General features: G+C 75.2%; 7 protein-coding genes. 6 read left to right on the top strand and 1 reads right to left on the bottom strand.

Annotation, left to right across the window (positions count from 1 at the left end):
* From ABZ809_RS15365 to ABZ809_RS15355, 3 genes are all read left to right on the top strand, one after another.
* A partial coding sequence (locus ABZ809_RS15365; RefSeq protein ID WP_357563134.1) for a phosphopantetheine-binding protein occupies nucleotides 1–619 on the top strand: 619 nt, incomplete at its 5' end.
* 33 nt (nucleotides 620–652) lie between these two features.
* Nucleotides 653–2,233 (top strand): bifunctional 3-(3-hydroxy-phenyl)propionate/3-hydroxycinnamic acid hydroxylase, encoded by a 1,581-nt coding sequence (locus ABZ809_RS15360; protein ID WP_357563133.1) that lies wholly within the window; start codon nucleotides 653–655, stop codon nucleotides 2,231–2,233.
* 19 nt (nucleotides 2,234–2,252) lie between these two features.
* On the top strand, nucleotides 2,253–3,140 hold the full coding sequence (locus tag ABZ809_RS15355) for a methyltransferase domain-containing protein (protein WP_357563132.1): 888 nt from the start codon (nucleotides 2,253–2,255) through the stop codon (nucleotides 3,138–3,140).
* A gap of 114 nt (nucleotides 3,141–3,254) precedes the next feature.
* On the opposite strand, the gene ABZ809_RS15350 is transcribed toward ABZ809_RS15355, so the two are convergent.
* On the bottom strand, nucleotides 3,255–4,016 hold the full coding sequence (locus ABZ809_RS15350) for an alpha/beta fold hydrolase (RefSeq protein ID WP_357563131.1): 762 nt from the start codon (nucleotides 4,014–4,016) through the stop codon (nucleotides 3,255–3,257).
* 265 nt (nucleotides 4,017–4,281) lie between these two features.
* Here ABZ809_RS15350 and ABZ809_RS15345 point away from each other — a divergent pair, with 265 nt between their 5' ends.
* The 3 genes from ABZ809_RS15345 (at nucleotide 4,282) to ABZ809_RS15335 (ending at nucleotide 25,062) form a co-directional block, all read left to right on the top strand.
* Nucleotides 4,282–9,933 carry an SDR family NAD(P)-dependent oxidoreductase gene (locus tag ABZ809_RS15345; protein ID WP_357563130.1) on the top strand — a complete coding sequence of 1,884 codons (5,652 nt, stop codon included), beginning with the start codon at nucleotides 4,282–4,284 and terminating at the stop codon, nucleotides 9,931–9,933.
* A 48-nt stretch (nucleotides 9,934–9,981) separates the two neighbouring features.
* Nucleotides 9,982–24,024 carry a type I polyketide synthase gene (locus ABZ809_RS15340; RefSeq protein WP_357563129.1) on the top strand — a complete coding sequence of 4,681 codons (14,043 nt, stop codon included), beginning with the start codon at nucleotides 9,982–9,984 and terminating at the stop codon, nucleotides 24,022–24,024.
* A 180-nt stretch (nucleotides 24,025–24,204) separates the two neighbouring features.
* Nucleotides 24,205–25,062 (top strand): metallophosphoesterase, encoded by an 858-nt coding sequence (locus ABZ809_RS15335; RefSeq protein WP_357563128.1) that lies wholly within the window; start codon nucleotides 24,205–24,207, stop codon nucleotides 25,060–25,062.
* Nucleotides 25,063–25,431: the final 369 nt, after the last annotated feature.

Genomic DNA, 25,431 nt, shown 5'->3' with positions numbered 1-25,431 from the left:
GGCTGTTCGACGTGGCGTACCTCGTGGAGCACGGCTACGCCGACGGCGTCCGGGCGGGGTTGCCGCTGATCGCGACGTACCGGCGGCCGGCGGCGGCCAGGACCTCGCCGGGCGGCTGCGCACGCTCACCGGCCCGGAGCAGGACGCGCTCCTGCTCGACCTGGTCCGCGCCGAGGCGGCGGCCGTGCTCGGCCACGCCACCGTCGACGCGGTCCGCCCAGGGCAGGCGTTCAACGAGCTGGGCTTCGACTCGCTGACCGCCGTGGAGCTGCGCAACCGGCTCACCACGGCGACCGGCCAGCGGCTGCCGGCGACCGCCATCTTCGACCACCCGAACCCGATCGCCCTGGCCGGGCTCCTGCGGGAACAGCTCCTGCCCGACGTCGGGCCGGCCGTGCCGGTGGTCCTCACCGAGCTGGAGAACCTCGAACGCTCCCTCGGCGAGGCGGTGATCGACCCGGAGCTGCACACCCAGATCGCGGCCCGGCTGGAGGTGCTGGTCGCGAAGTGGCGCACCATGCCCGGCGCGTCCGCCGCCGACCCCGACCTCGATCTCGACCTCGACCAGGCCAGCGACGACGAGATCTTCAGCCTCATCGACACCGAGCTGGGGCTGTGAATGGCAGCCCCCGGAAGCGAGGAAACGGCGCCCATGGCGACGACGGACGTACTGATCGTGGGTTACGGGCCGGTGGGTCAGGTGCTCACCATCCTGCTCGCCCAGCGGGGCTTCACCGTGCAGGCGGTGGAGAAGTGGCTCACCCCGTACAACATGCCCCGGGCGGTCTCCTACGACGGCGAGGCCAGCCGCATCCTGTCCGCCTGCGGCATGGACGCGCAACTCGACCCGGTGGTGGAGCTCTCCGGCGAGTACATCTGGAAGAACGGCTTCGGGCGGACCCTGCTGCACGTCAAGGTCGCCGAGGACGGCCCGACCGGCTGGCCCGACTCCACCTCGTTCTACCAGCCGGGGCTTGAGGAGCAACTCGCGCTGCGGGGCGCCGAACTGCCCGGCGTCGACGTGCGCCGGGGCGAGGAGGTGACCGCGCTGCGCGAGCGCGACGACCACGTCGAGGTCACCGTGACCGGCCGGGACGGCACCGAGGAGGTCCGCACCGCCCGCTGGGTGGTCGGCTGCGACGGCGCCAACAGCTTCGTGCGCGGTCACCTCGGCGCGACCGTGGTCGACCTCGGCTTCACCCACGACTGGCTGGTCTGCGACGTGCGGCTGAACGAGCCCGTCGAGTTCAAGCCCAACAACCTCCAGATCTGCGACCCGGCCCGGCCCCGTACCGCCGTCTCCGCCGGGCCCGGCCACCGCCGCTGGGAGTTCATGCGGGTGCCGGGGGAGACCCGGGAGGAGTTCGAGAGCCCGGAGAGCGTGTGGCGGCTGCTCGGCCTCTTCGGGATCACCCCGCAGACGGCGACCCTGGACCGGTACGGCGTCTACACCACCCAGGCCTGCTATGCCGACCGGTGGCGCTCCGGGCGGATCTTCCTCGCCGGTGACGCCGCGCACGTCATGCCCCCGTTCCTCGGGCAGGGCATGAGCTCCGGCTTCCGGGACGCGATCAACCTGGCCTGGAAGCTCGACCTGGTGCGCGCGGGGCTGGCCGGCGACGACCTGCTGGACACCTACCAGCAGGAGCGGCAGGTCCACGTGCAGCACGCGATCCGGATGTCGATGGACTCCGGCAAGGTGATCTGCGAGACCGACCGCACCGCGGCGTCGGGCCGGGACGCCGTGATGCTCGCCGCGCTGCGCCGGCGTACCCAGCAGCGGCACGCCCGGTCGCTGCGCGAGGCCATCGTCGACGGCGTGCTGCACCGCACCGCCGACGGCACGCCCGCCGCCGGCGCGGGCGAACCCGCGCCACAGGGCCGGGTGGCCGTCGACGACCGTACCGGCCGCTTCGACGCGGTGGTCGGCACCGGGTTCGTCCTGGTCGTCCGGGACGGCACCACATTGGCGCTCGACCCCGACCGGGCGGCGTTCCTGGACTCCCTCGGCGCCCACGTCGTCCGGGTCGCGCCCGCCGACGGCGAGTCGGCGTCGCCCGGCACCGTCGCTGACCTCGACGGCGCGTACCTGCCCTGGCTGGCCGGCCACGGGGCCGACGTCGCGGTGGTACGCCCCGACTTCTACGTCTTCGGCACCGCCACCGCCGACGACCTGCCCGCCCTGGTTGACGACCTGCGTGAGCAGGTCAGCATCCCGGTACCGCAAGCCTGACCACGAAGGAGCACACCGCATGCTGGAGAACCTGCGCACCCTGGGCAGGGTCATCCGTACCCTGGCCACGAAGGACCCGGTCACCCGGGTCCGCCGCTTCTACGAGATCCAGTCCCCGGACGTGGAGTTCGCCGCCCGCGACACCCGCTACATGAACGTCGGCTGGTGGGAGGACGGCGTCACCAGCCTCGACGTGGCGGGCGAGGCGCTGGCCATGAAGCTGGCCGACGCCGCCGGCTTCAAGCCCGACGACACGGTCCTCGACGTCGGCTTCGGCTACGGCGACCAGGACTTCGCCTGGCTGCGCGACCGCCGGGTGGCCAAGGTGTACGGCATCAACGTCACCCCCCGGCACGTCGAGCAGGCCCAGCAGCGGGCCGCCCGGGAGGGCCTGACCGAGCAGACCGACTTCCGCCTCGGCACCGCCACCGCCCTGCCGTTCGAGGACGGCACGTTCGACCGGGTGGTGGCCCTGGAGTCGGCGTTCCACTTCTATCCGCGCAGCGCGTTCTTCGCCGAGGCGTTCCGGGTGCTCAAGCCCGGCGGGACGCTCGCCACCGCCGACATCATCCCGCTCAGTGGCGACACCGCCCGGGCGAGCATCTCCTCGGGCCCGCTGAGCTTCGTCAAGTTCAGCATCCCCGACGAGAACTGGCACGACCGCCGCGCCTACGGCGAGCAGCTCGCCGCGGCGGGCTTCGCCAAGCCGGAGGTCCACTCGATCCAGGAGCGCACCTGGGAGGGCTGGCGGGTGTTCCAGTCCACGCGGCCCAGCGACCCGGCCTTCCGCGCCGCCGCCGACCCCAGCTCCGTCAAGGGCATGGCCAACCACTGGCGCGACGAGGAGCTGATCAAGAAGGAGATCGCGCTGCTCGACTACGTCATCGCGGTCGCGCACAAGCCGTGACCACCGCAAGGAAGGGCACCTTCCTATCGCTTTGTGCATAGGAAGGTGCCCTTCCTAACCGACGCCGAGGCCCCGACACCCACCGTGGGCGTCGGGGCCTCGGCGTCGCTGCCGTCAGGCGGCCGTGGTCGGGGCCAGCGCCGCCGAGATGGCCCGCAGGATGGCGGCCTGCTGCTGGGCCAGGAAGAAGTGCCCGCCGGGGAAGACCTGGAGGTCGAACGGCCCGGTGGTGTGGGTGCCCCACGCCCGCGCCTCGTCCACGGTGGTCTTCGGGTCGCTGTCGCCGGTGAACGCGGTGACCGGGCAGCTCAGCGCCGGGCCGGGCACGTACGCGTAGGTCTCCGCGGCACGGTAGTCGTTGCGGATCGCCGGCAGCGCGGCGCGCAGCATCTCCGGGTCGCCCAGCACCGCCGAGTTGGTGCCGCTGAGCTTGCGTACGTCGGCCAGCAGGCCCTCGTCGTCGAGCAGGTGCACCGTCTCGTGGCGGGGCATCGACGGCGCCCGCCGGCCGGAGGCGAACAGGTGCGCGCACGTGCCGTTCTCCGCCTCGATCAGCCGGGCGACCTCGAAACCGAGGCTGGCGCCCATGCTGTGGCCGAACAACGCGAGCGGCTGGTCCAGCCAGGGGCGCAGCACCGCGAAGACCTGCCGGGCCAACTCGGGAATGTTGTCCACACACGGCTCGTGCCGGCGGTCCTGCCGGCCCGGGTACTGGATCGACAGCACCTCGACGGCCGGGGAGAGGGCCCGGGAGACCGGGAAGTAGAAGCTCGCCGAGCCACCGGCGTGCGGCAGGCACACCAGGCGCGGTGTCCCGGCCGGCGCCGGGTGGAAACGCCTCACCCACAGCCCGTTGTCGATTTCTGGTGCGGTCATGCTCGGCAGGTCCTTCCCACGGAGGTGCCCGGGGCCGCCCCGGGTGCCGCCGGCACCCGAGGCGACACACCGGTGCCATCAAACCGGGACGCTATCGCCGGCACGGTGGGCCCGGCCACCCCTAGCGGCCGGCCCGCCGGGTTAGGGGTTGTCGCAGCTCACCGCGACGCCATAGCTTTCCCCGGCAGAGGGGACCCGTGCGTCCGCGCGCATTCGTACCGTCGCCCACGTCATGTCTCCGCCGGCCATCGCGAGGGCAAGGTTGATGGATAACGAAGACAAGCTCCGGGAGTACCTGAAGAGGGTCACCACCGACCTGCGCCGGACCCGCCAGCGGCTCCGCGACGTCGAGGACGAGCTTTCGCAGCCCATCGCGATCGTCGGTATGGGCTGCCGGTTCCCCGGCGGCGTACGCACGCCCGGCCAGCTCTGGGACCTGGTCGCGGCGGGCGGCGACGCCATCGCCGACTTCCCCGACGACCGCGGCTGGGACGTCGACCGGCTGCACGACCCCGACGGGGACCGCCCCGGCACGTCCGCCGTCCGGCAGGGCGGCTTCCTGCCCGACGCGGCCGACTTCGACGCCGCCTTCTTCGGCATCTCCCCCCGCGAGGCCCTCGCCATGGACCCGCAGCAACGGCAGCTGCTGGAGGTCTCCTGGGAGGCGATCGAGTCCGCCGGCGTCGATCCGACCGGGCTGCGTGGCGACCGGGTCGGCATCTTCGCCGGCCTCACCCACGGCGGCTACGCGGCGGGCTCCGCCGACGTGCCCGACGGGGTCGTCGACTACCTCGGGCTGGGCAGCGCCGGCAGCATCGCCTCCGGACGGGTCGCGTACGCGCTCGGCTTCGAGGGCCCGGCGGTGAGCATCGACACGGCCTGCTCGTCGTCGCTGGTCGCGCTGCACCTCGCGGCACGCGCGCTGCGCGCCGGCGAGTGCGACCTGGCGCTGGCGGGCGGCGTGACCGTGATGCCCACCCCGGCGGTCTTCGTCGACTTCACCCGCCAGGGCAACCTCTCCCCGGCCGCCCGCTGCCGCGCCTTCGCCGACGCCGCCGACGGCACCGCCCTCGCCGAGGGCATCGGCATCCTGCTGGTGGAGCGGTTGTCGGACGCGCGGCGGCTCGGGCACCGGGTGCTGGCCGTGGTGCGGGGCAGCGCGGTCAACCAGGACGGTGCGTCGAACGGTCTGACGGCGCCGAACGGTCCGTCGCAGCAGCGGGTCATCCGGCAGGCGCTGGCATCGGCGCGGCTGTCGCCCGCCGACGTGGACGTGGTCGAGGCCCACGGCACGGGTACGACCCTCGGCGACCCGATCGAGGCGCAGGCGTTGCTGGCGACGTACGGGCAGGGGCGGCCGGTGGATCGGCCGTTGCTGCTGGGTTCGGTGAAGTCGAACCTGGGTCACACGCAGGCGGCGGCCGGTGTGGCCGGGGTGATCAAGATGGTCATGGCGATGCGGCACGGCCTCGTGCCGGCGACCCTGCACGTGGACGTGCCCTCGACGAAGGTGGACTGGGACACCGGGGCCGTCGAGGTGCTGACCGGAGCGCGCCCGTGGCCGGCCGCGGACCGGCCGCGCCGCGCCGGCGTCTCGTCGTTCGGCATCTCCGGCACGAACGCCCACGTCATCCTCGAGGCGGCCGAACCCGAGCCGGACCCGGCGGACCAGCCGGCCACCGGGACTGTCGCGACGGCCGTCGGAACGGTGGCACCGGCTGCCGCGACCGCCGCGCCGCCCGCCGGGTCCGTGGTGCCGTCCGCCGGAACTGCCGCGCCGTCCACCGGAACTGCCGCGCCGGCCGCCGGGGCTGCCGGGACCGTCGCGCCGCCCGCCGGGCCGTGGCTGGTGTCGGCGCGATCGGCGCAGGCGCTCCCCGCCCAGGCGGCCCGGCTGGCCGGCTTTCTCCGCGACCAGCCGACCCTCGACCCGGCGGAGGTCGCCTGGTCCCTGGCCGCCTCCCGCGCCGGCCTCGACCACCGGGCCGTGGTGTTCGGCGCCGACCGCGGCGAGCTGTTGGCGGGTCTGGAGGCGCTGGCCGACGGCGCCGCGACGCCGGGTGTGCTGACGGGTCAGGTGGTCAGCGGTCGTCGGGCGTTCCTGTTCACGGGTCAGGGTGCGCAGCGGGTGGGGATGGGTCGGGAGTTGTCTGCCCGTTTCCCGGTGTTCGCGGAGTCCTTCGATCGGGTGTGTGCCCTCCTCGATGTGGAGTTGGACCGTCCGCTGCGGGAGGTCGTGTTCGACGACACGTCGGGCCTTCTGGATCAGACCGTCTTTACGCAGGCGGGTTTGTTCGCGGTAGAAATCGCCCTTCACGACTTGTTGTTGTCGTGGGGTGTGCGGCCGGATTTTGTGGCGGGTCATTCGATTGGTGAGGTGTCGGCCGCGTTCGTGGCTGGGGTGTTGTCGTTGGAGGACGCGTGCCGGTTGGTGGCGGCGCGTGGCCGGTTGATGCAGGCTCTTCCGGCTGGTGGGGGCATGTTGGCGGTGGGTGCCGCCGAGGATGAGGTCCGGGCGTTGCTCGACGGCACTGAGGTGGATGTCGCGGCGGTGAATGGTCCCCGGTCGGTGGTGCTCTCCGGCGCGGTGGGCGATCTTGATGTGGTGCAGCCTCGGTGTGTGGAGCGGGGTTGGCGGGTGCGTCGCCTCGCGGTGAGTCATGCGTTCCACTCCCGGTTGATGGAGCCGATGCTGGCCGACTTCCGGGCCGTTCTCGATGGCTTGGAGTGGCGGTCGCCGAGTCTGCCGGTGGTGTCGAACCTGACCGGTCGGGTCGCGGAGGCGGCCGAGATCACCGAGCCGGGATACTGGGTGCGGCACGTCCGTGAGGCGGTGCGGTTCGGCGACGCGGTGACGTTCCTACGGTCGCAGGGTGTGGAGACGTTCCTGGAAGTCGGCCCGGACGCGACGTTGACCGCGATGGCGGCGGAGAGCCTGCCGGCGGGGGCGTACACGGTGCCGACATTGCGCCGCGATCAGCCCGAGAGCGACACGTTGTTGGCGGCGTTGGGGCGGCTGCACGTGACGGGCACGCCGGTGGACTGGCCGTCCTGGTTCACGGCGAACGGGGTCCGGCCGGGGCTGGTGGACCTGCCGACGTACGCGTTCCAACACCAGCGCTACTGGCTCAACACCGGCACCAACGCCCTGCCCGACGCCGCCGGGCTCGGGGTCCGAGCCGGCGAGCATCCCCTGCTGACCTCCCAGGTGCGGCCCGCCGGCGAGGACGTCCACGTCTTCGGCGGCCGGCTGACCGCCCAGACCCGGCCCTGGCTCGCCGACCACGTGGTGTGGGGATCGGTTGTGCTGCCCGGCACCGCGTTCGTCGAGATGGCCCTGCACGCCGGGCGGCAGGTCGGCTGCGAACACCTCGCCGAACTGACCCTCGCCGCCCCGCTGGTGCTGCCCGAGCACGGCACCCGGGCCGTCCAGTTGACCCTCGCCGCCCCCGACGAGCAGGGCCGCCGCCGCATCGGCATCCACTCCCGTCCCGCCGACCGGGCCGACGCCGACTGGGTACGCCACGCCGACGGTCAGCTCGCCCCGGTCGCCGCCGACGCGCCCGACCCGCTGACCGCGTGGCCGCCTCCCGGCGGCACACCCGTCGAGATCGACCCGATCTACACCGAGCTGGGCCGCCTCGGCGTCGACCACGGGCCGTCCTTCCGCGGCCTCCGGGCCGCCTGGCGAAGCGGCGAGGACGTCTTCGCCGAGGTGTCGCTGCCCGCCGACGTCGACGCCGACGGGTACGCGGTGCACCCCGCGCTGCTCGACGCGGCCCTGCACGTCGTCGGCCTGACCGACCCCGAGCCCGACCAGGCCGCCGCCCGACTGCCGTTCGCCTGGTCCGACGTGTCGCTGGCGGCGTCGGGCGCGACGGCCCTGCGGGTACGGGTCCGCCGCACCGGCACCGCCGTCGCCCTCACTCTGGCCGACGACACCGGGGCACCCGTCGCGCGGGTGGGCGCACTGGTGTCCCGGCCGGTGAACCCCGAACAGGTCACCGCCGACAGCACCCCCGACGTGCCCCTCTACGACCTGCGCTGGCCCGCCGTGCCGATGCCCGCCCGGGCGGCGTCCGGCGTGGTGTCCGTCGGGGACGACCCGACGGGCCTCGCCGAACTGTCCGTGCCCGGCCTCGCCGCGCTGGCCGACGAGATCGCCGCCGGCCGGTCCGACCCGCGCCTGGTCCTGCTGCCCCTCGCCCCGGCTGCCGGCGACGTGCCCACCGGCACCCGCACCCGGGTCACCGACCTGCTGGGCGACGTCCAGCGGTGGCTGGCCGACGAGCGGTTCGCCGACCGGCGGCTGGTGGTGCTGACCCACGGCGCGGTGCCCGCCGACGACGCCGGCACCGTCACCGACCTGCCCGGCGCCGCCGCCTGGGGACTGCTGCGCACCGCGCAACTGGAACACCCCGGCCGGTTCGTGCTGGTCGACCTCGACCGGGACACCGACGCCGAACTGCTCGGCCGGGCCCTCGCCACCGACGAACCACAGCTCGCCATCCGGGGCGGGCAGGCGCTCGTACCCCGGCTCGGGCCGGCCGAACCGGGCCCGACGGGCGCGGTCGACCTGGTGCCCGACGGCACCGTGCTGGTCACCGGCGCCGCCGGCACCCTCGGCGGCCTCCTCGCCCGGCACCTCGTGGTCGCGCACAAGGTGCGGCACCTGCTGCTCGCCGGTCGGCGCGGCGCCGAGGCGCCCGGGGCGGCCGACCTGCTCGCCGAGCTGACGGCGCTCGGCGCCCAGGCCCGCTTCGTGGCCTGCGACGTCGCCGACCGCGACCAGGTCGCCGCGCTGCTGGCCGCCATTCCGGCCGAGCACCCCCTGACCGGGGTGGTGCACGCCGCCGGGGCCCTCGACGACGCGGTGCTGACCGCGCTGACCCCGCAGCGGACCGCCGCCGTGCTGGCACCCAAGGTCGACGGCGCGTGGCACCTGCACGAGCTGACCCGCCACCTCGACCTGTCGATGTTCGTGCTGTTCTCCTCGATCGCCGGCCCGCTCGGCGCCCCCGGCCAGGGCAACTACGCCGCCGCCAACGCGTTCCTCGACGGCCTGGCCCACCACCGGCGGGCCGCCGGCCTGGCAGCGACGTCGCTTGCCTGGGGGCTGTGGGACGAGGACAGCGGGATGACCCGCGAGCTGGGGGCCGCCCGACGGCAGCGGATGGCCCGCCAGGGCATCGCCGGGCTCGGCACCGCGCAGGCGCTCGACCTGTTCGACGCCGCCCGACGCAGTCTCCGGCCACTGCTGGTCCCCGTCCGCCTCGACCGGGCCGCCCTGCGCGACCTGCCGACCCTCGACCACCTCCCGCCGCCGCTGCGCGGCCTGGCCGGCGTACGCACCCGCCGGGCGGCCGGCGCTCCCCGCCCGGCGGCGTTCCTCGACCGGATCGCCGCCGCGTCCGACGAGGACCGCCGGCGGCTGGTCGCCGACCTGGTCGACGGCCACGTCGGCGAGGTGCTGGGCCACCCGTCGGGCACCCGGGTGACGCCCGGGCAGAGCTTCACCGAGCTGGGCTTCGACTCCCTGACCGCGGTGGAGCTGCGCAACCGGCTGACCGGCGTCACGGGCCTCGCACTGCCCGCGACCCTCGTCTTCGACCACCCGACCCCGGAGGCGCTGACCGCCCACCTGCTGGTCGGGCTCGGCCCCGGCCGCGCGGCGCCCACCCTGCTCGACGAACTCGACCGGCTGGAGTCCGCGTTCGCGGCGACGCCGCCGGACGCGCTGCGAACGCTGGCCGCCGACGAGGAGACCCGGTCCGTCGTGGCCGCCCGACTCAGGGGCCTGGTCAGCCGGTGGGAGGACGCCACCGGTGAACCGGTCGTCGCCCCCGCCGCGGTCATCGACGACGCCAGCGACGACGAGCTCTTCGACTTCATCGACAGCACGTTCGGTCGATCCTGACCCGTCGACCTCTCCCGCTTGCCGACCAACGCGACAGGTGAATCCCTGATGGCCAACGAAGCAAAGCTCCGCGAGTACCTCAAGCGGGTCACCGCCGATCTGCACGAGACCAGCGAGCGCCTGAAGGCCGTCGACGGGAAGAACCACGAGCCGATCGCGATCGTCGGCATGAGCTGCCGCTACCCCGGCGGCGTCCGCTCACCGGAGCAACTGTGGGAACTCCTGGCCGCCGGCGGCGACGGGATCAGCGGCTTCCCCGTCGACCGGGGCTGGGACACCGACGAGGCGTACGACCCGACGGGGGAGCGCCGCGGCACCACGTACGCCCGGGAGGGCGGGTTCCTGCACGACGCCGGGAACTTCGACCCGGAGCTGTTCAAGATCTCGCCGTACGAGGCCCTCGCCATGGACCCGCAGCAGCGGCTGATGCTGGAGGCGTCCTGGGAGGCCATCGAGGACGCCCGGATCGACCCGCTGTCGCTGCGCGGCGCCCGGGTCGGCGTCTTCGCCGGCATGATGTACCACAACTACGCCGCCGGGCTGGGCGAGGTGCCCGAGACCCTCGACGGCTTCATCGGCGGCGGCACGGCGAGCAGCGTGCTCTCCGGTCGGGTGGCGTACACCTTCGGCTTCGAGGGCCCGGCGCTGACCGTCGACACGGCCTGCTCGTCGTCGCTGGTGGCGCTGCATCTCGCGGTGCAGTCGCTGCGCTCCGGCGAGTGCACGCTGGCGCTGGCCGGCGGCGTCACCGTGATGACCACCCTGGAGACGTTCATCGACTTCAGCCGCCAGCGAGGGCTCGCCCCCGACGGGCGGTGCAAGTCCTTCGCCGACTCGGCCGACGGCACCGGCTGGTCCGAGGGCGTCGGCGTGCTGCTCGTGGAGCGGTTGTCGGACGCGCGGCGGCTCGGGCACCGGGTGCTGGCCGTGGTGCGGGGCAGCGCGGTCAACCAGGACGGTGCGTCGAACGGTCTGACGGCGCCGAACGGTCCGTCGCAGCAGCGGGTCATCCGGCAGGCGCTCGCCGCCGCCCGGCTCACCCCCGCCGACGTGGACGCCGTCGACGCCCACGGCACCGGTACGACCCTCGGCGACCCGATCGAGGCGCAGGCGCTGCTGGCCACGTACGGGCAGGGGCGGCCGGTGGATCGGCCGTTGCTGCTGGGTTCGGTGAAGTCGAACCTGGGTCACACGCAGGCGGCGGCCGGTGTGGCCGGGGTGATCAAGATGGTCATGGCGATGCGGCACGGCCTCGTGCCGGCGACCCTGCACGTGGACGTGCCCTCGACGAAGGTCGACTGGGACGCCGGGGCCGTCACCCTCGTCACCGGGTCGCACGTGTGGCCGGAGACCGGTCGGCCCCGTCGGGCGGCCGTGTCGTCGTTCGGCATCTCCGGCACCAACGCCCACGTCGTCCTCGAACAGGCCCAGCCGGAGCCCGCCCCCGAGCCGCAGCCCGCAGCCGGCCAGCCGGACCCGGCCGTCCTGACCGGGCAACCCACCGCCCCGGCGGACCCGGTGGCCGTGCCCTGGCTGGTGTCGGGGCGGTCGCCGGAGGCCCTCGCCGGGCAGGCCGCCCGCCTCGCGGACTTCCTGCGGCAGCGGCCCGACCTGCCCGTCGCGGACGTCGCCTGGTCCCTGGCCACCTCCCGCGCCGCCCTGGAACACCGCGCCGTGGTCTCCGGCGCCGACCGCGCCGACCTGCTGGCCGGCCTGGACGCCCTGACCGGGGGCGAGGCGGCGGGTGCCGTCGCCGGTGAGGTGGTTACGGGTCGTCGGGCGTTCCTGTTCACGGGTCAGGGTGCGCAGCGGGTGGGGATGGGCCGGGAGTTGTACGCCCGTTTCCCGGTGTTCGCGGAGTCCTTCGACCGGGTGTGTGCCCTGCTCGATGTCGAGTTGGATCGTCCGTTGCGGGAGGTCGTCTTCGCGGATGCCTCCGGTCTGTTGGATCAGACGGCATTTACGCAGGCGGGTTTGTTCGCGGTCGAGGTGGCGCTCTACGACCTGCTGTCGTCGTGGGGTGTGCGGCCGGATTTTGTGGCGGGGCATTCGATCGGTGAGGTGTCGGCCGCTCATGTGGCCGGGGTGCTGTCGTTGGAGGATGCCTGCCGGTTGGTGGCGGCGCGTGGCCGGTTGATGCAGGCGCTGCCCGCTGGTGGGGGCATGTTGGCGGTGGGCGCGGCCGAGGACGAGGTTCGCGGGCTGCTTGCCGGTGTCGGGGTGGATGTCGCGGCGGTGAATGGTCCCCGGTCGGTGGTGTTGTCCGGTGCGGTGGACCAGCTCGACATCGTTCAGCCGGTGTGTGTGGAGCGGGGTTGGCGGGTCCGCCGGCTCGCGGTGAGTCACGCGTTCCATTCGCGGTTGATGGAGCCGATGCTGGCCGACTTCCGGGCCGTTCTTGATGGCCTGGAGTGGCGGTCGCCGAGTCTGCCGGTGGTGTCGAACCTGACCGGGCGGGTCGCGGAGGCGGCCGAGATCACGGATCCGGGATACTGGGTGCGGCATGTGCGGGAGGCGGTGCGGTTCGCCGACGCGGTGGTGTTCCTGCGGTCGCAGGGTGTGGAGACGTTCCTGGAGGTCGGCCCGGACGCGACGCTGACGGCGATGGCGGCCGAGTCGCTGCCGGCCGACGCGCACACGGTGCCGACTCTGCGCCGCGACCAGCCCGAGCCCGATGCGGTGTTGGCGGCGTTGGGGCGGCTGCACGTGACGGGCACGCCGGTGGACTGGCCGTCCTGGTTCACGGCGAACGGGGTCCGGCCGGGGCTGGTGGACCTGCCGACGTACGCGTTCCAACACCAGCGTTACTGGCTCGACGCCCGCACCCGGCCCTACGGGCCCGCCGCCACCCGACGGGACCACACCGCCGACGACGCCTTCTGGCAGGTCATCGAGAGCGAGGACGCAGCCGCGCTCGCCGAGACCCTCGCCGTCGACGTCACCGCACCGCTCGGCACGGTGCTGCCCGCCCTGTCCCGCTGGCGTCGCCGCCGGGACGAACAGGCCAGCCTCGACGGATGGCGCTACCGGATCGCCTGGCAGCCCCTGCCCGACGACGAACCCACCCGACCCGAGGCCCGCGAACTGCTCCTCGTCGTCCCGGCCGGGGCCGGGGAGGACGTCGACGCCTGGGTGGACGCCCTCACCAGGCCCGGCGTACGCGCCCTGACCGTCGAGGCCGACACCGACCGGGCCCGCCTCGCCGGCGTGCTGGGCGAGGCACTCGCCGACAGCGGGGCCACCGCGGTCATGTCCCTGCTCGGCCTCCGCGCCGGCCGGCACCCCGGGTCGGACTCGGTGCCGGCGGCGCTGGCGGACACCGTCGCGCTCGCCCAGGCCCTCGGCGACACCGGCACCGCCGCCCGACTCTGGATCGCCACCCGCGCCGCCGTCGCCGTCGGCGCCCGCGACCCCCGCGTCGACCCCGACCAGGCGATGCTCTGGGCGCTCGGCGGCGTGCTGAAGGCCGAACACCCGCACCGCCACGGCGGCCTGCTCGACCTGCCCGCCCGACCCGACGCGCGCGGCGTACGCCTGCTGCGCCAGGTGATCGGCGGCCCGGAGGACCAACTCGCGCTGCGTGCCACCGGCGCCCACGCCCGCCGGCTGGTGCGGGCCCGGGCCGGTGCCACCGGCGCGCTCGACCCCCGCGGCACCGCCCTGGTCACCGGCGGCACCGGCGCCCTCGGCGCGCACGTCGCCCGCGCCCTGGCCGCCGCCGGTGCCGAACACCTGCTGCTGGTCAGCCGCCGCGGTGCCGACGCCCCCGGCGCGGCGGCGCTCACCGAGGAACTCGCCGCCACCGGCACCCGGGTCACCGTGGCCGCCTGCGACGTGGCCGACCGCGCCGCCCTCGCCGAGCTGCTCGCCGCCGTGCCCGCCGACGCCCCGCTGACCACCGTCGTGCACACCGCCGCCGCGCTCGACGACAGCCTCCTCGACACGCTGACCGTGGCGCAGATGGCCACCGCGCTGCGGGCCAAGGCCGACGCGGCCCGCCACCTCGACGAGCTGACCCGTGGCCACCAACTGTCGGCCTTCGTGCTCTTCTCGTCCCTCGCCGGGGTGATGGGCGGCGCCGGCCAGGCGAACTACGCCCCCGGCAACGCCTTCCTCGACGCGCTCGCCCACCGTCGCCGCGCCGACGGACTCCCCGCCACCTCGATCGCCTGGGGCCTCTGGGCCGACGGCGGGGTCAGCGCCGGCGACTTCGAACACCGGCTCGCGCGTGGCGGCTTCGGCGCGATGGACCCGGCGATCGCCGTCCGCGCCCTCGCCCAGGCGGTGGCGGACGACGAGACGCACCTCGTCGTCGCCGACGTCGACTGGGACCGGGTGGCCGGCGCCGGCCGGGAACCGGACCCGCTGATCCGGGGGCTGCTCACCGCCGCCCTCACCGACGCACCCGGCGACGCGCCGGCCGAGTCGGCCCTGCGGCGCCGGCTCACCGGGCTCCCCGAGGCCGAACAGCTGCACGTCCTGCGTGACCTCGTCCGGGCGCAGGTCGCCGCGGTGCTCGGGCACGGCAGCGCCGACCGGGTGCCGCCGGAGCGCGCCTTCCGCGACCTCGGCTTCACCTCGCTCGCCGCCGTCGAGCTGCGCAACCGCCTCGACGCCGCGACCGGGCTCGCCCTGCCCGCGACGCTGGCCTTCGACCACCCCAACCCGACGGCCCTGGCCGCCCACCTGCGGGCCGAACTGCTGGGCACCGACGCCCCGCCCGCCGCGCCCACCGCGACCGTACGGCCGGCCGACGACGACCCCGTCGTCATCGTCGGCATGGGCTGCCGCTTCCCCGCCGGTGCCCAGTCCCCGGACCGCTTCTGGGACCTGCTCGCCTCCGGCACCGACGCCATGTCCGCCTTCCCGACCGACCGGCACTGGGACCTGGACGCCCTCCTGCACCCCGACGCCACCCGGCCCGGCTCGTCGTACGTGTCGGCGGGCGCCTTCCTCGACGACGCCGGCGGCTTCGACGCCGAGTTCTTCGGCATCTCGCCCCGCGAGGCCGTGGCGATGGACCCGCAGCAGCGGCTGCTGCTGGAGGTCTCCTGGGAGGCCGTCGAGTCCGCCGGCATCGACCCGTCCGGCCTGCACGGCGCCCGGGTCGGCGTCTTCGCCGGCACCAACGGCCAGGACTTCGACCACGTCGTACGCGGCGCGGGGGAGAGCCTCGCCGGATACGGCGCCACCGGCGCGTCCGCCAGCGTGCTGTCTGGACGGGTGGCGTACGCGTTCGGGTTCGAAGGCCCGGCGGTGACCGTGGACACGGCCTGCTCGTCGTCGCTGGTGGCGCTGCACCTGGCGGCCCAGTCGCTGCGCTCCGGCGAGTGTGACCTGGCGCTGGCCGGCGGCGTGACCGTCATGGCCACCCCGGGTGCCTTCGTCGAGTTCTCCCGGCAGCGCGGCCTCGCCGCCGACGGGCGCTGCCGCGCGTTCGCCGACTCCGCCGACGGCACCGGCTGGGGCGAGGGCGTCGGCGTGCTGCTCGTGCAGCGGCTCTCCGACGCCCGGCGGGACGGCCGCCCGGTGCTGGCCGTGCTGCGGGGCAGCGCGGTCAACTCCGACGGCGCCTCGAACGGCCTCACCGCGCCGAACGGCCCCGCCCAGCAGCGGGTGATCCGCCGGGCCCTCGCCGACGCCCGGCTCACCCCCGCCGAGGTCGACGTGGTCGAGGCGCACGGCACGGGTACCACGCTGGGTGACCCGATCGAGGCGCAGGCGTTGCTGGCCACGTACGGCCGGGACCGGGGCGAGGGCGGGCCGCTGCTGCTCGGCTCGGTGAAGTCGAACATCGGGCACACCCAGGCCGCCGCCGGTGTCGCCGGTGTGATCAAGATGGTGCTGGCGATGCGGCACGGCCTCGTGCCGGCGACCCTGCACGTGGACGCCCCGTCGACCCGGGTCGACTGGACGAGCGGCGCCGTCGCGCTGGCCGCCGAGCCGACGCCGTGGCCGCCCACCGGCCGGCCCCGCCGCGCCGGGGTGTCGGCGTTCGGCATCTCCGGCACCAACGCCCACGTCATCATCGAGCAGCCCGCGGCCGACCCCGACCCCGTATCCGTGACCCGGCCGGCGGCAGGAGACGCGCTGCCGTGGGTGCTGTCCGCGCGTACCCCGGCGGCGCTGCCCGCCCAGGCGGCCCGGCTCGCCGGGCACGTCCGCCGCCTGGCCGACCCGTCGCCGGCCGATGTCGGCTGGACGCTCGCGACCGCCCGCGCCGGGCTGGAGCACCGCGCGGTGGTCGTCGGCGCCGACACCGACACGCTGCTCGCCGGCCTGGACGCCCTCGCCGACGGCCACCCCCACCCCGCCCTGGTCACGGGGCGCCCCGGCGCCGCCCGGGTGGCGCTGCTCTTCACCGGACAGGGCGCGCAGCGGCCCGGGATGGGCCGCGAGCTGTACGACCGGTTCCCGGTCTACGCCGACGCCTTCGACCGGGTGTGCGCGCTGCTGGACGACGACCTGCCCCGCCCGCTGCGCGAGGTGGTCTTCGCCGCGCCGGGCAGCCCCGAGGCGGACCTGCTGGACCGGACGGTCTTCACCCAGGCCGCGCTGTTCGCCGTCGAGGTGGCGCTGCACGAGCTGCTCGCCTCCCGGGGCGTCCGCGCCGACCTCGTGGCGGGGCACTCGATCGGCGAGGTGACCGCCGCGTACGTCGCGGGGGCGCTGACCCTGCCCGACGCGTGCGCCCTGGTGTCCGCGCGGGGCCGGCTCATGCAGGCGCTCCCCGACGGCGGCGGGATGCTCGCCCTCGGCGCGGGCGAGGACGAGACGCGGGCGCTCATCGCCGGCACCGGGGTCGACGTCGCCGCCGTCAACGGGCCGCGCGCGGTGGTGGTCGCCGGCGCCCTCGACGAGCTGGACGCGGTGGAGCGGGCCGCCACCGAGCGGGGCTGGCGGGTCCGCCGGCTGGCCGTGAGCCACGCGTTCCACTCGCGCCTGATGGAGCCGATGCTCGACGGGTTCCGGGCGGTGCTGACCGGCCTGGACTGGCGGCAGCCCACCCTGCCGGTCGTGTCGAACCTGACCGGCCGGGTCGCCGAGGCCGCCGAGATCACCGACCCGGAACACTGGGTGCGGCACGTCCGCGAGCCGGTGCGCTTCGCCGACTCCGTCGCACACCTGCACACCCACGGCGTCGGCGTCTTCCTGGAGGTCGGCCCGGACGCGACGCTCACCGCGATGGCCGCCGACACCCCCGGCGACCCGGACGCCCGGCTCGTGCCCACGCTGCGCCGGGACCAGCCGGAGGTCGCCGCCCTGCTCACCGCCCTGGCCCAGCTGTACGTCGCCGGGACCACCGTCGACTGGGCGACCCTGCTCACCGAGGCCGGGGCCCGACGCCGCCCGGTCGAGCTGCCCGGCTACGCCTTCCAGCACCACCGGTACTGGCCGGAGCCGCCGGCCGGCGACGCGTCGGCCGGTAGCCCCGACGACCGGCTCGACAGCCGCTTCTGGGCCGCCGTCGAGCGGGCGGACCTCGGCGAGCTGGGCGAGGAGCTGCGGCTCGACCCGGACCAGCCGCTGAGCGCGCTGCTGCCCCGGCTGGCCGAGTGGCGCCGCACCGGGCGCCGGCAGTCCACCGTGGACGGCTGGCGGTACCGGATCGCCTGGCGCCCCCGCCCGGTCGTCCCCGCCGACCGGCTCACCGGCACCTGGCTGGCCGTCCTGCTGCCCGGCCAGCAGGACCACCCGCTGGTCACCGGCCTCGCCGCGCGTGGTGCCCGGATCATCCCGCTGGTCCTCGACGCCCCGACCCCCGACCGGGCCGACCTGGGCGCCCGGCTGGCCGCGTGCCGCCCGGACGGCGAGCCGGTCACCGGCGTACTGTCGCTGGTCTCCCTCGCCGGCGCGTCGGCGGGCGACGCGTTGACCGTCGTGCAGGCGTGCGGTGACGCCGACGTGCCCGCGCCGCTCTGGTGGCTCACCCGGGGCGCGGTGTCGGTGGGCCGTTCCGACCCGCCGCCGGCCCCCGACGCCGCCGCCGTGTGGGGGCTCGGCCGGGTGGTGGCGCTGGAGCGACCCACCCGGTGGGGCGGCCTGATCGACCTGCCCGCCGACGTGGACGACCGCGCCGTGGGGCGGGTCTGCGCGCTGCTCGCCGCCGCCCCGGCCGAGGACCAGGCGGCCGTCCGCACCTCCGGCGTCTTCGTGCGCCGGCTCGTCCGCGCCGGCGGCGCGCGGGCCGTCCGGGCGTTCCAGCTCGCCGGCACCGTGCTGGTCACCGGCGGTACGGGCGCCCTCGGCGGCCACGTGGCTGAATGGGCGGTCCGCTCCGGCGCGGAGCACGTGGTGCTCACCAGCCGGCGCGGCGAGCAGGCACCGGGCGCCGACGACCTGACCCGGCGGCTGCGCGCCGCCGGCGCCCGGGTGACCGTGGCCGCCTGCGACGTGGCCGACCGGGACGCCCTGGCCGGGCTGCTCGCCGGGCTGGCCGAGCGGGGCGATCCGGTCCGCGCCGTCCTGCACGCCGCGGGAGCACCCCAGTTCACCCCGCTGCCCGACGTCACAGCCGACGAGTGGGCGGCGGTGCTGCGCGCCAAGGTCGACGGCGCCGCGCACCTCGACGACCTGCTCGACGGCGAGCCGCTCGACGCGTTCGTGGTCTTCTCGTCCATCGCCGCCGCGTGGGGCAGCGCCGGCCAGGTGGCGTACGCCGCCGCCAACGCCGCCGTGGACGCGCTGGTGGCCCGCCGGCGCTCCCGTGGCCTGCCCGGCACGGCCGTGGCGTGGGGGCCCTGGGCCGGCGCCGGCATGGCGGCCGGCGACGCGCGGGACCAGCTCGCCCGGCGCGGCCTGCCGGCGATGGCCCCCGAGCTGGCCGTGACCGCGCTGGGGCAGGCGCTCGACCACGACGACACCTCGGTGGTGGTCGCCGACGTGGACTGGGCCCGGTTCGCGGCCTCGTTCACCGCCCTGCGGCCCAGCCCGCTGCTCGCCGAGATCGCCGAGGCGCAACCCGCCCCGGCCGCGTCCACGCCGACGACCGGCGGCGAACGCCCGGCCCTCGGCGGGCGGCTGGCCGCCCTCGGGCCGGCCGAGCGCGACGCCGCGCTGCTCGACCTGGTGCGCACCCAGGCGGCCCTGGTCCTCGGCCACCCGTCGGCGGAGTCCGTGCCGGCCGACCGGGCGTTCCAACGGCAGGGCTTCGACTCGCTCACCGCCGTGGAGCTGCGCAACCGGCTGACCGCCGAGACCGGCCTCGCGCTGCCCAGCACCCTCGTCTTCGACCACCCCACCCCGCAGGCCGTGGCGGATCTCCTGCACGCGGAGCTGCTCGGCGAGCCGCAGGAGGAGACCCCTGTCGAGTCGGTCGCCCCCGTCGACGACGACCCCGTCGTGATCGTCGGCATGGCGTGTCGCCTGCCGGGCGGCGTCGACAGCACCGACGCGTACTGGGACCTGCTCGCCGCCGGCCGGGACGGGATCTCGGAGTTCCCCCTCGACCGGGGCTGGGACGGTTTCCTCGACGGCGCCGCCGACACGTCGTTCGCCCGCCGGGGCGGCTTCGTGCACGGCGCCGCCGGCTTCGACGCCGACTTCTTCGGCATCTCGCCCCGCGAGGCCCTCGCCATGGACCCGCAGCAGCGGCTGCTGCTGGAAGCGTCGTGGGAGGCCGTCGAGTCCGCCGGCATCGACCCGTCCGGCCTGGCCGGCCGCCGGGTCGGTGTCTTCGCCGGGGCCAGCTTCCAGGGGTACGCGTCCGCGTCCATGGGCCGGGACCGGGAGGTGGGCGGACACCTGCTCACCGGCAACGCGACAAGCGTGCTCTCCGGGCGGGTGGCGTACGCGTTCGGGTTCGAGGGCCCGGCGGTGACCGTGGACACGGCCTGCTCGTCGTCGCTGGTGGCGCTGCACCTCGCGGCCCAGTCGCTGCGCTCCGGCGAGTGCGACCTGGCACTGGCCGGCGGCGTCACCGTCATGGCGTCCCCCGCCACGTTCGTCGAGTTCGCCCGGCAGGGCGGTCTCTCCGCCGACGGCCGGTGCCGGTCCTTCGCCGACACCGCCGACGGCACCGGCTGGGGCGAGGGCGTCGGCGTCCTGCTCGTGCAGCGGCTCTCCGACGCCCGGCGGGACGGCCGCCCGGTGCTGGCCGTGCTGCGGGGCAGCGCGGTGAACCAGGACGGGGCCTCGAACGGCCTGACGGCACCGAACGGCCCCGCCCAGCAGCGGGTCATCCGGCAGGCCCTGGCCGGCGCCCGGCTGTCACCCGCCGACGTGGACGCCGTCGAGGCGCACGGCACGGGCACCACCCTGGGCGACCCGATCGAGGCGCAGGCGCTGCTCGCCACGTACGGCCGGGACCGGGGCGAGGGCCCGCCGCTGCTGCTCGGCTCGGTCAAGTCGAACATCGGCCACACCCAGGCCGCCGCCGGTGTCGCCGGTGTGATCAAGATGGTGCTCGCCATGCGGCACGGCCTCGTGCCGGCGACCCTGCACGTGGACGTGCCCTCGACGAAGGTCGACTGGGACGCCGGGGCCGTCACCCTCGTCACCGGGTCGCACGTGTGGCCGGAGACCGGTCGGCCCCGTCGGGCGGCCGTGTCGTCGTTCGGCATCTCCGGCACCAACGCCCACGTCATCGTCGAGCAGGGCGATCCGGAACCCGGCCCGCAGACCAGCCCCGCCCCGCGAGTGCAGCCGCAGGCGGCGACGCCCACCGGGCCGTGGCTGGTGTCCGGGCGGTCGCCGGAGGCCCTCGCGGGCCAGGCCGCCCGCCTCGCGGACCACCTGCGCCGGCATCCCGACCTGTCGCCGACGGACGTCGCCTGGTCCCTCGCCACCGCGCGGACGGCGCACGACCACCGGGCCGTCCTGTCCGGCTCGGACCGTGGCGACCTGCTGGCGGGGCTGGACGCGCTGGCCGACGGCGCCGCGACGTCGGGTGTGTTGACGGGTCAGGTGGTCACGGGTCGTCGGGCGTTCCTGTTCACGGGTCAGGGTGCGCAGCGGGTGGGGATGGGTCGGGAGTTGTGTGCCCGTTTCCCGGTGTTCGCGGAGTCTTTCGACCGGGTGTGTGCGCTGTTGGATGTGGAGTTGGATCGTCCGCTGCGGGAGGTCGTGTTCGACGATTCCTCTGGCCTGTTGGATCAGACCGTCTACACGCAGGCGGGTTTGTTCGCGGTCGAGGTGGCGCTTTACGACCTGCTGTCGTCGTGGGGTGTGCGTGCTGATTTTGTGGCGGGGCATTCGATCGGTGAGGTGTCGGCCGCGTTCGTGGCCGGGGTGTTGTCGTTGGAGGATGCGTGCCGGTTGGTGGCGGCGCGTGGCCGGTTGATGCAGGCCCTTCCCGCTGGTGGGGGCATGTTGGCGGTGGGTGCGGCCGAGGACGAGGTCCGTGCGCTGCTTGCCGGGACTGAGGTGGATGTCGCGGCGGTGAATGGTCCCCGGTCGGTGGTGTTGTCCGGTGCGGTGGACCAGCTCGACATCGTTCAGCCGGTGTGTGTGGAGCGGGGTTGGCGGGTCCGCCGGCTCGCGGTGAGTCACGCGTTCCATTCGCGGTTGATGGAGCCGATGCTGGCCGACTTCCGGGCTGTGTTGGAGAGCCTGGAGTGGCGGTCGCCGAGTCTGCCGGTGGTGTCGAACCTGACCGGGCGGGTCGCGGAGGCGGCCGAGATCACCGATCCGGGGTACTGGGTGCGGCATGTGCGGGAGGCGGTGCGGTTCGGCGACGCAATGGTGTTCCTGCGGTCGCAGGGTGTGGAGACGTTCCTGGAGGTCGGTCCGGACGCGACGCTGACGGCGATGGCGGCCGAGAGCCTGCCGGCGGGCGCGCACACGGTGCCGACTCTGCGCCGCGACCAGCCCGAGCCCGATGCGGTGTTGGCGGCGTTGGGGCGGCTGCACGTGACGGGCACGCCGGTGGACTGGCCGTCCTGGTTCACGGCGAACGGGGTCCGGCCGGGGCTGGTGGACCTGCCGACGTACGCGTTCCAACACCAGCGCTACTGGCTCGACGAACCCGCGCCGACCGGGCCGGCGTCCTCGGCCGACGAATCCGACGGGCGGTTCTGGGCGGCGGTCGAGCAACAGGACCTCGCCCGGCTGGGCGAAGAGGTGCCGATCGACGCCGACCAGCCGCTGCGCGTCCTGCTGCCCGCGCTCGCGCAGTGGCGTCGAGCCAGCCGCGAGCAGTCCGCCCTGGACGGCTGGCGGTACAGGGTCGCCTGGCGTCCCGTACCCGAGACCGCTCCGGTGCTCTCCGGGACCTGGCTCGTGCTCCTGCCGTACACCGGCGTGGACGACGCGCTGCGCGACACCGTGACCGCCGGGCTCACCGCGGCCGGGGCGGAGGTCCGGCCGGTGGTCCTGGACGGCTCGGCCGCCGATCGCGAACTGGTGGCGAAGGCGCTGCGCGACGTCGACCCGGTCGACGGCGTGCTGTCGCTGGTGTCGCTGGCCGACGGGGGAGTGGTCGAGGCGTTGCCGACCGTGCAGGCGCTGACCGCGGCCGGCGTCGGCGGTCGGGTGTGGTGGCTCACCCGGGGTGCCGTGTCGGTCGGCTCCGCCGACAGTCCCGTCGACCCCACCGGTGCCCAGGTGTGGGGCTTCGGCCGGGTCGCGGCCCTGGAGGAGCCGGGGCGCTGGGGCGGGCTCGTCGACCTGCCCGCCACGGTGGACGACCGCGCCGCGCGGCTGCTCTGCGCGGCGCTCACCGGCAGCGAGGACCAGCTCGCCGTACGCGCCGCCGGGCTGTTCGCCCGACGCCTCGTGCGCGCCGCGTCCGGCGCGGCCGGCCGGACCTTCCGGCCCGCCGGAACGGTACTGATCACCGGTGGCACCGGCGCGCTCGGCGCCCGGGTCGCCGAGTGGGCGCTCGGCTGCGGCGCCGAGCACGTCGTGCTGACCAGTCGCCGCGGCGAGGACGCCCCCGGGGCGGCCGACCTGGCACGGCGACTGCGGGAGACCGGCGGCCGGGTCACCGTGGCCGCCTGCGACGTGGCCGACCGGCAGGCGGTCGCCGCGCTGCTGGCCGGCCTCGCCGAACGCGGCGACCACGTCCGCGCCGTCGTGCACGCGGCCGGGGCGGCGCAGCAGGCCCCGCTGGCCGAGATCGGTCCGGACGAACTCGCCGACGTGCTGCGGGCGAAGGTCGACGGCGCGGTGCACCTGGACGAACTGCTCGACGGCCAGCCCCTGGACGCCTTCGTGGTGTTCTCCTCCATCGCCGGCGTCTGGGGCAGCGCCGGCCAGGCCGGCTACGCGGCAGCCAACGCCTTCCTCGACGGGCTCGTCGCGCGCCGCCGCGCGGCCGGGCTGCCCGGCACGGCCGTGGCGTGGGGGCCGTGGGCCGAGGCCGGCATGGCCCACGGCGAGGCACAGGAACAGCTCACCCGCCGGGGACTGCCGGCGATGGCACCGGAGCGGGCCGTCGCCGCCCTGCAACGGGCCCTCGACCACGACGACGCGTCCGTGGTCGTCGCCGACGTGCGCTGGGAGCGGTTCGCCGCCTCGTTCGCCGCATTGCGACCCAGCCCGCTGCTGGCCGAGATCCCCGAGGCGCGGACCACCGAGCCGGACGCCCCCACCGACGCCGCCACCGGTGCCGCCGCCGCGCTGCGGGACCGGCTGGCCGCCGCCACCCCCGCCGAACGCGACCGCATCCTGCTCGACCTGGTACGCGGCACCGCCGCCACCGTCCTCGGGCACCGCACCCCGGCAGCGATCAAACCCGGACGGGGCTTCCTCGACCTCGGCTTCGACTCGCTCACCGCCGTGGAGCTGCGCAACCGGCTGACCGCCGAGACCGGTCTCACCCTGCCCACCACCCTGGTCTTCGACCACCCGTCGCCGGCCGCGCTCGCCGAGCACCTGCGGGCCGGGCTGGTGGTCGACGATCCCGCCACCCCGGTCGTCGCCGAGATCGACCGGCTCGACCGGGCCCTGCGTACGCTGCCCCCCGACGGCGACCATGCCGAGATCACCCGGCGGCTGGAGGAACTGCTGGCCCGCTGGAGCACCCGCCGCCCGCCCGCCGTCCAGGTGTCCCCACCGCCTGCCGCCCCGGCCGTCGTGGACGAGGAACTGGCCGCCGTCAGCCAGGAGGAGCTGTTCGACATCATCCAGCGCGAGTTCGGCAAGTCCTGACCGTCCCGCCCCGACGACCACGCCGGTGGTCCTAGGGGTGGGCCGGCGGCAATGTAGGGGTGTGCCACGGGCTACCGGCCTCCGTAGGGTCGGAGCCGGTCGGGTCGTGCCCGCCAACCCCTGGCACGCAGGCCACGGGACGACGCGGGGTGCAGGCGTACCCGGACGGGAGGCTCGCACGTGGTCGGAACCGGCGGGGGCCGGCTCGTCGCCATCAGCGACCTGCACGTCGTCCACCCGGACAACCGGGCCGTCGTCGAGGCGCTCCGGCCCGGTCACGAGGACGACTGGCTCATCGTGGCCGGCGACGTCGGCGAGTTCGTCAACGACATCGAGTGGGCGCTGCGCCTGCTCAGCCGCCGCTTCGCCAAGGTCATCTGGTCGCCGGGCAACCACGAGCTGTGGACGCCCCGCGACGACCCGAACCAGCTGCGCGGCGAGGCACGGTACCGGCACCTGGTGCAGTTGTGCCGTGGCCTTGGCGTCGTCACGCCCGAGGACCCGTACCCGATCTGGGATCCGGAGGGCGACCCCGTGCTGGTCGCCCCGCTCTTCCTGCTCTACGACTACACGTTCCGGCCGGCCGGAACGTACACGAAGGAGCAGGCCCTGGCCCGGGCCCACGAGACCGGCGTGGTCTGCACCGACGAGATCCTCCTGCACCCGGACCCGTACCCGACCAGGGACGCGTGGTGCCGGGCCCGGGTACGCGAGACGGCGGAGCGGCTGACGGCGGAACGCGCCGGGCTCCCCACCGTGCTGATCAACCACTGGCCGCTGGTCCGGGAACCCACCCGCATCCTGCGGTTCCCCGAGTTCGCCCAGTGGTGCGGCACGGAGAAGACCGCCGACTGGCACGTGCGCTACGAGGCCCGGGTGGCCGTCTACGGTCACCTGCACATCCCGCGCACCACCTGGTACGACGGTGTCCGGTTCGAGGAGGTGTCGGTGGGCTACCCGCGCGAGTGGCGTCGTCGCGCCACGCCGCCCGGCCAGCTCCGCACGATCCTGCCGGCACCGGCCGGTCGCCCGGCCTGACCGGCCCCGCTCTCCCGGCCCGCGGCACCGGCCCGCGCCCGCCACGACCGGTCTTTCGGTAACCGTCGCGACCTGCGGTTTCTTCATGATCATCGGGTCTCGGCGGGGGGCTGAATGAGGGGTCCGCTAGGGGTTGGGCGGGCTGACGGCCCTCAGTAGCGTCCACTCACGGTGGCGGTCATCTGCGCGCCGAGCCGCCGGGGGCGACGGTGTTGCGGCGCGCGCGTGACCAGTGGTGAGACAGGCATTGCACCAGGAGACACGTCCATTGTCGCCGTCGGTGTCTCCGGTCGGGTCGCCCGGAGACAGGCCGATGGACTCCTCGGTGTTCGGTGGATTCTGATCGGTAGCAAGCTCCGGGCGGGTGGG

It is taken from the genome of Micromonospora sp. NPDC047074 (genome assembly GCF_040643815.1).
GTDB lineage: Bacteria > Actinomycetota > Actinomycetes > Mycobacteriales > Micromonosporaceae > Micromonospora.
The sequence above is the reverse complement of the archived record's forward strand: the minus strand, read 5'-3'. Positions and strand labels throughout refer to the sequence as shown.

Coding starts and splice junctions, on each gene's coding strand:
- ABZ809_RS15360 (WP_357563133.1), top strand. CDS start 653: ATGGCGACGACGGACGTACTGATCGTGGGTTACGGGCCGGTGGGTCAG.
- ABZ809_RS15355 (WP_357563132.1), top strand. CDS start 2,253: ATGCTGGAGAACCTGCGCACCCTGGGCAGGGTCATCCGTACCCTGGCC.
- ABZ809_RS15350 (WP_357563131.1), bottom strand. CDS start 4,016: ATGACCGCACCAGAAATCGACAACGGGCTGTGGGTGAGGCGTTTCCAC.
- ABZ809_RS15345 (WP_357563130.1), top strand. CDS start 4,282: ATGGATAACGAAGACAAGCTCCGGGAGTACCTGAAGAGGGTCACCACC.
- ABZ809_RS15340 (WP_357563129.1), top strand. CDS start 9,982: ATGGCCAACGAAGCAAAGCTCCGCGAGTACCTCAAGCGGGTCACCGCC.